Genomic DNA, 9,416 nt, shown 5'->3' with positions numbered 1-9,416 from the left:
GGCCGGCGCCGGCCAGCCCGATGGTGCCGGCGGCCACCCGGGTCGGGTCGAGGTCGGTGAGCGCCGCGCGGAGCGCGGTCAGCAGCTCGGCGGCGGCCCGTTCCGCGCCGTGGCTGGTGGGGTTGCCGCCGCCGGCGTGGCCGGTGCCGACGCGTTGTCCGTCGAGGGTCAGCACGGTCGCCCGGGTGGACGTTCCTCCAACATCGAGACCGACCACGAGGGTGTCGGGCATCGGCACGGTTCTCCTTGTGCGGCGCGGTCGTGGGGACTGTTCATGCTGGTCGGCGGCACCGTGTAGGGCAAGTTCCGGGGTGCCCGGAGGGCTGTGCGCCAGGTAACAGTTTGAAAACTTCGCCCACAGTCTTGACACGGAGGGGCGGTTAGTAAGAACTTTTACCACTAACAGTTAACAAGCTTTTCGGAAAGGTGAGGCGACCCATGGTTGATCACGAGGTGGACACCGCCGCGGGGACCGCGGTGGTCGACGCCGATGTGATCGACCGGCGCAGCGCCCTCGGATCAGCCTCCGACGGAGTGCTGGCCCGGGTCCGCAACGGCCTCGGCGAGCTGACCGGTGCCCTGCGCCGGGTCGCCGAGCACGTGCTCAGCGACCCGGAGGCCGCCGCCCGCTCGACAATCGTCGAGCTGGCCGAGCGTAGCGGCACCTCGCCGGCCACCATCACCCGCTTCTGCCGGGCGATGGGCTTCGAGGGGTACGCGGACCTGCGACTGGGCATCGCCGCCGAGACCGGCCGGGCGCGCTCGGCCGGCTGGACCGTCGACATCGGCCGGGAGATCCAGCCCAACGACCCGCTCGCTCGGGTGCTCGACCAGATCATGGCCGCCGACACCCGGGCCATGCACGACACCGCCGCACTGCTCGACCTCGTCGAGGTGGAACGGGCCGCGGTGGCGATCGCCGGCGCCAACCGGGTGAACATCTTCGGCGCCAGCGGCAGCGCGCTGGTCGGCGAGGAGATGCAGTTCAGCCTGCACCGCATCGGGGTGGCCGCCTGGGCGTGGAACGACGTGCACGAGGGGCTGGCCAGCGCCGCGCTGCTGCGCACGGGGGACGTGGCGCTCGGCATCTCGCACACCGGGCAGACCCGGGAAACGATCGAGATGCTCGCCGAGGCCGGCAGCCGGGGTGCCACCACCCTCGCGCTCACCGGGTTCCCCCGCTCACCGTTGGCCGAGCTGGCCGACATCGTGCTGCTCACGGCCAGCCAGGCGACCACCTTCCGGCCGGACGCGCTCTCCGCCCGACACCCGCAGCTGGTGGTGCTCGACCTGCTCTACATCGCCGTCGCCCAGCGCACCCACGACCGCGCCCACGCGGCCTTCCGGCGTACCGCGCAGGCCGTCGACGGGCACAAGGCCGCGAAGGGAGCCGTTTCATGATCAGCGCGCAGGGGTACGCGGACGCCGTCCGGCCGGTGCTCGACCGGCTGCTCGACTCGGAGGCCGAGGGGATCACCCGGGCCGCCGATCTGATCGCCGACAGCCTGCGCGACGGCGGCGTGCTCCAGGCGTTCGGTGCCGGGCACTCCGAGGCCTTCGCCGCCGAGCTGGTCGCCCGGGCCGGCGGACTGGTCCCCACCAACCGGCTCTCGGTGCGGGACCTGGTGATGCACGGGGACGCCCCGCGCGACGTGCTCGCCGACCCCAAACTGGAACGCGACCCCTCCATCGCCCACCAGATCTACGCGCTCGCGGCGCCGCAGCCGCGCGACGTGTTCGTGGTGGCGTCCCAATCCGGCATCAACGGCTCGGTGGTCGAGCTGGCGGCGCTGGTCACCGAGCGCGGTCATCCGTTGATCGCGGTCACCTCGGTCGAGCACACCGCGCGGGTGGCGCCACGGCACCCGTCCGGGCACCGGCTCGCCGACCTCGCCGACGTCGTGCTGGACAACGGCGCGCCGTACGGCGATGCACTGCTGCCGCTCGAGGGCGGCGGCGCGGTCTGTGCGGTCTCCTCGGTCACCACGGCGCTGCTGGCGCAGTTGCTGACCGCGGAGGTCGTACGACGGTTCCACCAGGCCGGAGAGGTGCCCCCTATCTACCTCTCCGCCAACGTCCCCGGCGGGGACGAGCACAACATCGCCCTCGAGTCGCGGTACGCCGGGCGTCTCCGTCGTACCGCATGACCCGAATTCCCCAAGGAGAGACGACGATGTCGATTACCCCCGAACACCCGGTCGCACTCGACCGTCGCACGGTGCTGCGTCGCGCCGCCGCCGTGGGCATGCTCGCCACTCCGGCCGTCGGCCTGCTCGGCGCCTGCGCCACCAGCGGCAGCGACAAGGAGAACGAGCAGGTCGCCGGCGGCACCAAGAGCGAGAAGAACCCGCTTGGTGTCAAGGAAGACGCCGCGATCGAGGTGGTCATCTTCAACGGTGGCTACGGCGAGAAGTACGCCACGACGTGCACGAGCCGCTGTACAAGACGGCGTTCCCCAAGGCAGAGGTCAAGCACCAGGCCACCCAGGCCGTCTCCACGGTGCTCCAGCCGCGGTTCGCGTCCGGCAACCCGCCGGAGTTCGTGAACAACTCGGGCGAGAAGTTCCTCGACTTCGGCGCGCTGGTCAACGACGGCCAGTTGCAGGACCTCACCGAGCTCTGGGACGCGCCGTCGGTCGACGACCCGAGCAAGAAGGTCCGCGACACCATCATCCCGGGCGTGGTCGAGCAGGGCATGTTCAGCACCGCGGACGGGCAGCGCAAGCCGTTCGTCCTGTACTACGTCTCGACGGTCTACGGCATCTGGTACTCCGGCAAGCTGTTCAAGGACAACGGCTGGACGGCACCCACGAACTTCGAGCAGTTCAAGGCGCTCTGTGAGCAGATCAAGACCAAGGGCATCACGCCGTACGGCTACGCCGGGGCGAACGCGGCGTACTACCAGTGGAACGTGATCCTGAGCCAGGCCGCGAAGATCGGCGGTCCGGACGTGCTGAAGAACATCGACAACCTGGAGGACGGCGCCTGGAAGCAGGACGCTGTCAAGCAGGCTGCGGAGGCGTGGGCCGAGATCGGCGCGAAGTACTCGGACAAGAGCTTCGAGGGGCTCAAGCACACCGACGTGCAGCTGCGGCAGAACCAGGGCAAGGTCGCCTTCTACCCCTCCGGCGACTGGCTGGAGAACGAGCAGAAGAAGGACACGCCGGCGGGATTCACCTACCAGCTCATGCCGGTGCCCAGCCTGACCGCGTCGGACAAGCTGCCCGCGACCGCTATCCGGGCGGCCGGTGGCGAGGGATACTTCGTCTCGTCCAAGAGCAAGAATCCGCGTGGTGGTATGGAGTACATGCGCCAGATGCTCTCGAAGGCGGGCGCCCGGGGCTTCACCGAGACCGTCGGTGCGGCCACGGTCGTGCCGGCCGGCAGCGAGGGCTTCCAGTTCCCGCCGGGTGTGGCCAGCGCCCAGGCCGCGCTCAAGGCAGCCGGCAAGGACGTCTTCAACATGCTCTTCGACAACTGGTACAAGGAGCTCGACACGGAGGCACGGACCGCCACCAACGAGCTGATGTTCGGCCGGATCAACGCGGACGCGTTCGTGGAGCGGGTCCAGAAGCGCGCCGACGCCATCAAGAAGGACAGCTCCGTCATCAAGTTCAAGCGCTGATCGATCGGAGCTAGGGTCATGCGGCACGGCAAGTATCCATTCGTGATCGGGTTCCTGTTCGCCCCGGTCGCGCTGTACGTGACATTCGTGATCTGGCCGTACGCGCAGGCGTTCCAGATCTCGATGACCAACTGGCGGGGGCTGTCCGCCCCGCAGTGGGTGGGCTTCGACAACTACCGGAGGTTGCTCGACGACGGAGCCTTCTGGAAGGCGGTCCAGCACCACGGCGTACTGCTGCTTGCCCTGCCGCTGATCACCATCGCCATCGCGCTGTTCTTCTCCTTCCTGCTCAACGTGGGCGGCAGGAGCAGCGGTGGTCAACGCCAGGGGGTCTGGGGGGCGAAGTTCTACCGGGTGGTGTTCTTCTTCCCCCAGGTCCTCGCGGTGGCGATCATCGCGGTGCTGTTCCAGATGGTCTATCGGCCGAACGAGTCCGGGCTGATCAACGGCGTGCTGATGAAGTTCGGCCTGGAGCCGATTCTTTTCCTGATCAAGCCGAACCTGGCGCTCTGGTCGATCCTCGCGGTGCTGGTCTGGCAGGCGGTCGGCTTCTACGTGGTGCTCTTCTCGGCCGGGATGGCCTCCATTCCCGGTGAGATCTACGAGGCCGCGGAGATGGACGGGGCGACGAAGGTGACCCTGTTCTTCCGGGTCACCCTGCCGCTGCTGTGGGACACGCTCCAGGTCGCGTGGGTGTACCTGGGCATCGCGGCATTCGACTGCTTCGCCATCGTCGCGGTGCTCTCGGTGGACGGTGGTGGCCCGGACGGCGCCACCACAGTGCTGGCGATGGAGATCTACCGCAACGCGTTCGTCTACTCGAAGTACGGCTACGCCTCGGCGATGGGCGTGGCGCTGTTCTTCCTCACCCTCACGTTCGCGGCACTGACGCTGCGGCTCACCAAGCGGGAAAGCGTGGAGTACTGATGAATCCGCAGTCGACGCTGCCGCCACCGGCGGCGCTACCGCCGAAGACCGGTGACCCGTCCGCCCCCGCCGGGCCGGGCCGCAAGGATCCCCGTTCGGAGGTACGGCTCTTCGCCGGCCTGGGGCACGTCGCGCTCGCCGTGTGGGCGGTGATCGTGATCGTGCCGATCCTGTGGACCGTCCTCGCCGCGTTCAAGAACACCAGCGAGATCTTCAGCAGCCCGTGGACGCTCCCGGCCGAGCTGCGCTGGGAGAACTTCAGCCGGGCGTGGACCAAGGCGAACGTCGGCCGGTACTTCCTGAACAGCGTGATCGTGGTGTCGTGCAGCACGTTCCTCACCATGCTGCTCGGCTCGATGGCCGCGTACGTGCTGGCCCGCTACAGGTTCTGGGGCAACCGGGCGATCTACTACCTGTTCGTCTCCGGGTTGGCGTTTCCGGTCTTCCTGGCGCTGGTGCCGCTCTTCTTCGTGGTGAAGAACCTGGGTCTGCTGGACACCCACACCGGCGTGGTGCTGGTCTACACCGCGTACTCGTTGCCGTTCACTGTGTTCTTCCTGGCCGCGTTCTTCAAGACGTTGCCGTCGTCGGTGGCCGAGGCGGGGATGATCGACGGCTGCTCACACAGCCGGCTGTTCTTCCAGGTGATGATGCCGATGGCGAAGCCGGGCCTGATCAGTGTGGCGATCTTCAACATCATCGGACAGTGGGCGCAGTACCAACTCCCGTTGGTGCTGCTCTCCAACGCCAAGGACAAGTGGGTGCTCACCCAGGGCATCGCCGATATCTCGGTCAACGCCGGCTACGAGGCCGACTGGTCCGGCTTGTTCGCCGCGCTGACCATCGCCATCCTTCCGATGATCATCGTGTACGCCGTGTTCCAACGCCAGATCCAGGCGGGCCTGACCTCCGGCGCGGTGAAGTAGGACCGCTCACCGCTGCTCGTCGACCCGGCTGTGCCAGGAGCGCCACAGCGCGGCGTACGCGCCGTCGGCAGCCACGAGATCGTCGTGGCTGCCGATCTCGGTGATCCGGCCGTCGGCGAGCACGGCGACCCGGTCGGCGTCGTGCGCGGTGTTGAGCCGGTGCGCGATAGCGATGACGGTCCGCCCGACCAGCACGGCCGCCAACGCCCGCTCGGTCCGCCGGGCGGTGGTCGGGTCGAGCGCGGCGGTCGCCTCGTCGAGGATCAGCGTGTGCGGGTCGGCGAGCACCAGCCGGGCCAACGCGAGCTGCTGGGCCTCGGCCGCGCCGAGTTGGCGGGCCCCGTCACCGAGCGGGGTGTCCAGGCCGGCGGGCAACGCCGCGTACCAGTCGGCGCCGACGGTGCCCAGCGCGGCGCGCATCTGCTCGTCCGACGCGTCCGGCGCGGCGAAGGCGAGGTTGTCGCGTACCGAGCCGATGAAGACGTGGTGTTCCTGGGTGACCAGGGCGATCCGGCGGCGGCGCTCGGCCGGGTCGAGGTCGGTGACGGGGCAGCCGCCGATGCTGACCACGCCCTGCCGGGGCGCGTCGATCCCGGCCAACAGCCGGGCCAGGGTGGACTTCCCGGCACCGGACGGACCGACGATGGCCAGCCGCTCACCGGGTCGCACCTCCAGGTCGATGCCGTGCAGCACGTCCGGCCCGTTCGAGTAGGAGAACCGGGCGCCACGGACGACGAGCCGCTCGCCCCGTGACGAGGCGGTCGTGCCGGGTGGTTCGGGCGGGACCATGCCGACGCCGAGCAGCCGGGCGTACGACGCGAAGCCGCGCTGCGCCTGCTCGGTCCACTGCAACAGCCGGTCCAACGGGTCGATCGCCTGTTGCAGGTAGAGCGCGGCGGCGACCACCGCGCCGAGCGACACCGCGTCCCGGGAGAGCAGGAAACTCCCGACGAGCAGGACCACGGCGACCGGGAGCGGGTAGCTGGCCTCGACGACCGAGAAGAAGACGGTACGCAGCGCGAGGGTCGCCCGACGGGCCCGCCACAGCACGGCGACCCGGGTGGTGCCGTGCCGGATCCGGTCGTCGGCCAGCCGCAGCGCCTCCACCGTGCGGGTGCCCTCGGCGGTGGTGGTCAGCGTCTCGGTCAGCTCGGCCGCCGCCGCGCCCTCGGCGAGGTACGCGGAGCCGGCCCGGCGTAGGTACCAGCGGGTCACCGCGACGATGGACGGGAGCCCGGCCAGCGCGGCCACCCCGAGCAGCGGGTGCAGCAGGAAGACCGCGCCGAACAGCAGCGTCAACTGCACCGACGCGATGACGATGGTGGGCACCACCTCCCGGACGGTGGTGCCGACCGTCGCGACGTCGACCGAGCTGCGGGTGGCCAGGTCCCCGGAGCCGGCCCGCTCGACGACCGAGACCGGCAGGCCGAGCGTCCGGGCGACGAACTCCTCGCGCAGTTCGGCGACGGCCCGTTCACCGAAGCGGTGGCCGGCGTACTGGGCGTACCGGGAGAGCAAGGCGCTGACCAGGACGCAGCCGGCGATGGTGAGCGCCAGCCGGTCCACAGTGGCCACGCTGGCGCCCGCGGTGACCCGGTCGACGATGGTGCCCAGCAACCACGGCGGGGCGAGCCCGGCGACCGCGGCCGCGCTGTGCAGCGCCAGCACCACCCCGACCGCGCGCCGGTGCCGGCTGATCATGTCCCGCAGGGCCCGCCGTACGGTGCGGCGGTCGGCCACCGGCAGCCGGCTCACCGGTAGGCCTCCTCGGTCTCGGCGGGTTGCTCCAGGTCGGCGTCGTCGCTGCCCCGGGCCACCAGGTGCCGGTAGCCCGGGTCGCGGTCGAGGAGGTCGGCGTGGCTGCCGGTGGCGGTGATCCGGCCGGCGCTCAGGTGCGCGACCAGGTCGGCCCGGCCGAGCAGCAGCGGCGACGTGGCGATCAGCACCGTGGTACGCCCGGCCCGCGCGGCCCGCAGCCGCTCGGCGATCCGGGCCTCGGTGTGCGCGTCCACCGCCGACGTCGGGTCGACGAGGATCAGCACCTCCGGTTCGCCGCGCAACGCCCGGGCCAGGCGGATCCGTTGCCGCTGCCCGCCGGAGAGGGTCCGGGCCCGGGCGTCGATCGGGGTGTCCAGCCCGGCCGGCAGGGCGTCGACGACGTCCTCGGCCGAGGCGGCCCGCAGGGCCACCCGGATCCGCTCGTCGTCCGCGTCGGCCCCGGCCCGCAGGATGTCGCGCAGGGTGCCGGCGAAGAGGTACGCGTCGTGGTCGGCGACGAGGATCCGGGCCCGCACCTCGTCCAGGGCGATCCCGGTCAGCGGCACGCCGCCCCAGCTGACCCCGCTGGCGACGTACCGACCGAGCCGGTCGGCCAGGGCCACTGCCGCCGCCGGGTCGTCCGCCGCCACCCCGGTCAGCTGGCCGGCGCGCACGGTCAGCCCGGCCACCGGGTCGTGCAGGTCGGCGGGGCCCTCGGGCGCGGCCAGCTGATCCGGGTGTCGCGCCTCCGGCAGGCTGCCCGGCCAGCGGCGACCCGGCCCGCCGACGTCGTCCGCTGTCACGTTCATCAGGTCGACGATCCGTCGGGCCGCGACCCGACCCCGGATGAGCTGGTGACTGCCCTCGAGCAGGAACCAGACCGGCACGATCAGGGTCGCCACATAGCCGTAGACGGCCACCAGCTCACCGATGGTGACGTCACCGGTCACCGCCATCCGGGCCGTCAGCCACACCACCGCCGCCAGGAACAGCCCGGGGATGGCGACCGTCGCCGCGTCGATCCAGCTGTTGACCGCGCCAACCCGGTAGCCCTCGGCGCGCAGCTCCTGGGACCTGGCCGCGTACCGCCGCGCGAACAGGTCCCGGCCACCCACCCCGGCGAGCACCCGCAGGCCGGCCACGATGTCACCGGAGCGGGCGGTGAGCGCCCCCTGCTGCCCCCGGTAGACCGACTCGGCCCGCTCCAGCCGACGCAGCAGCGGCCCGACGACCAGCCCGACCACCGGCACTCCCACCAGCACGCAGAGCGCGAGCAGCGGGGAGATCGACCAGAGCACCACGGCGATGACCCCGTACGCCACGACCGCGCCGACGCCCGGCCCGGTCAGCGTCAACACCTGCGCCGTCCAGTCGATGTCGGAGCCACCGACAGTGGACACCTCACCCGCGCCGACCCGACGCGGCAGCACCGCGCCGACCCGGGACAGGTGCCGCAGCAGGACCTCCGCCGAGCGGGCCTTGGCGTCCTCCCGGATGAAGGTCATCGTGCGGTGCCGCATGATGCCGAGGTAGGACAGCGCCACACCCGCGACCACGATCGCCGCGACCCAGAGCGCCAGGGCGCGGGTGTCGCGGGCGCGCAGCCCGTCGTCGACAGCGCGGGCGATCAGGTAGGGCCGGGCCGAGAGCCCGATCATCCAGGCCGTGCCGAGCAGGCTGCCGCGCAGCACCCGCCCGGGCTGGCGGCGGACCAGCCACCAGAGGTATCGCATCGGGCCACGGGTGTCCGGAGTGCCAGGATCGGAATGCGGGATCTGCGGAGGCACCTGGTCACGCTACCGAGCGGCTCCGACAGCCCGCCGACCCGAAACGGGTGAGGTGCGCCTCCGTTCCTGTCGCAGGGGAGAGGCAGAATCGCGTTCGTGCTGGTGGCGGTGGTGTCCGACGAGCGGGGTGGGGGAGCACTCTGCCCGCTTGACGCTGCCGGCCGGCCGGCCGGCCCGACCGAGGTGGTGCCCGACCTGGTCGCCGCGGTCGCCGCGCGCGAGGCCGCCGAGCATCCGCGCTGGGTCTGGTCGACCGCGACCGCGATCTACCCGACGCTGCTGCGCGCCGGTGTCCGGGTCGACCGCTGCCACGACGTGGAGTTGACCGAGGCGTTGCTGCTCGGGCACGCGGGCCGCTGGGGTGAGCCCCGCTCGCTGGCCGCCGCCTGGGCCC

8 protein-coding genes and 2 pseudogenes are annotated in these 9,416 nt (G+C 71.2%); 7 read left to right on the top strand and 3 right to left on the bottom strand.

Going from position 1 to position 9,416, the window contains the following annotated elements; genetic code table 11:
- A pseudogene (locus JM949_RS30030) lies at positions 1-232 on the bottom strand (ATPase); the annotation flags it as partial.
- A gap of 206 nt (positions 233-438) precedes the next feature.
- Here JM949_RS30030 and JM949_RS30025 point away from each other — a divergent pair.
- From JM949_RS30025 to JM949_RS30005, 6 genes are read left to right on the top strand one after another with little or no spacing between them, the layout of a single operon-like run.
- Positions 439-1,401 (top strand): MurR/RpiR family transcriptional regulator, encoded by a 963-nt coding sequence (locus tag JM949_RS30025; protein ID WP_203151503.1) that lies wholly within the window; start codon positions 439-441, stop codon positions 1,399-1,401.
- Positions 1,398-2,147 carry a sugar isomerase domain-containing protein gene (locus JM949_RS30020; protein WP_203151502.1) on the top strand — a complete coding sequence of 250 codons (750 nt, stop codon included), beginning with the start codon at positions 1,398-1,400 and terminating at the stop codon, positions 2,145-2,147. Before JM949_RS30025 ends, JM949_RS30020 begins: the two co-directional genes overlap by 4 nt.
- A 26-nt stretch (positions 2,148-2,173) precedes the next feature.
- The gene (locus JM949_RS39360) at positions 2,174-2,545 is read left to right on the top strand and encodes a hypothetical protein (protein ID WP_309232391.1); all 372 of its coding nucleotides are present in this window, start codon (positions 2,174-2,176) and stop codon (positions 2,543-2,545) included.
- Positions 2,437-3,624, top strand: coding sequence for an N-acetylglucosamine/diacetylchitobiose ABC transporter substrate-binding protein (gene ngcE, locus JM949_RS30015; RefSeq protein ID WP_309232392.1), 1,188 nt, complete (start codon positions 2,437-2,439; stop codon positions 3,622-3,624). Before JM949_RS39360 ends, ngcE begins: the two co-directional genes overlap by 109 nt.
- 18 nt (positions 3,625-3,642) lie before the next feature.
- Positions 3,643-4,551: a carbohydrate ABC transporter permease gene (locus JM949_RS30010; RefSeq protein WP_203151501.1), complete on the top strand. Its 909-nt coding sequence runs from the start codon at positions 3,643-3,645 to the stop codon at positions 4,549-4,551.
- Positions 4,551-5,477, top strand: a complete 927-nt coding sequence (locus JM949_RS30005) for a carbohydrate ABC transporter permease (RefSeq protein WP_203151500.1) — start codon at positions 4,551-4,553, stop codon at positions 5,475-5,477. The genes JM949_RS30010 and JM949_RS30005 overlap by 1 nt, the downstream gene beginning before the upstream one ends.
- Positions 5,478-5,483: 6 nt before the next feature.
- Here JM949_RS30005 and JM949_RS30000 read toward each other — a convergent pair whose 3' ends face one another.
- Together JM949_RS30000 and JM949_RS29995 are read right to left on the bottom strand one after the other, a co-directional pair.
- Positions 5,484-7,178, bottom strand: a complete 1,695-nt coding sequence (locus JM949_RS30000) for an ABC transporter ATP-binding protein (protein WP_238434145.1) — start codon at positions 7,176-7,178, stop codon at positions 5,484-5,486.
- A 50-nt stretch (positions 7,179-7,228) separates the two neighbouring features.
- Entirely contained in the window at positions 7,229-8,968 is a 1,740-nt protein-coding gene (locus JM949_RS29995) for an ABC transporter ATP-binding protein (protein ID WP_238434144.1), read from the bottom strand.
- A gap of 120 nt (positions 8,969-9,088) precedes the next feature.
- Between JM949_RS29995 and JM949_RS29990 the strand changes: the two are divergent.
- A pseudogene (locus JM949_RS29990) lies at positions 9,089-9,416 on the top strand (bifunctional 3'-5' exonuclease/DNA polymerase); the annotation flags it as partial.

Source organism: Micromonospora tarensis, from assembly GCF_016803395.1.
GTDB classification, from domain to species: Bacteria; Actinomycetota; Actinomycetes; order Mycobacteriales; family Micromonosporaceae; genus Micromonospora; species Micromonospora tarensis.
The sequence above is the reverse complement of the archived record's forward strand: the minus strand, read 5'-3'. Positions and strand labels throughout refer to the sequence as shown.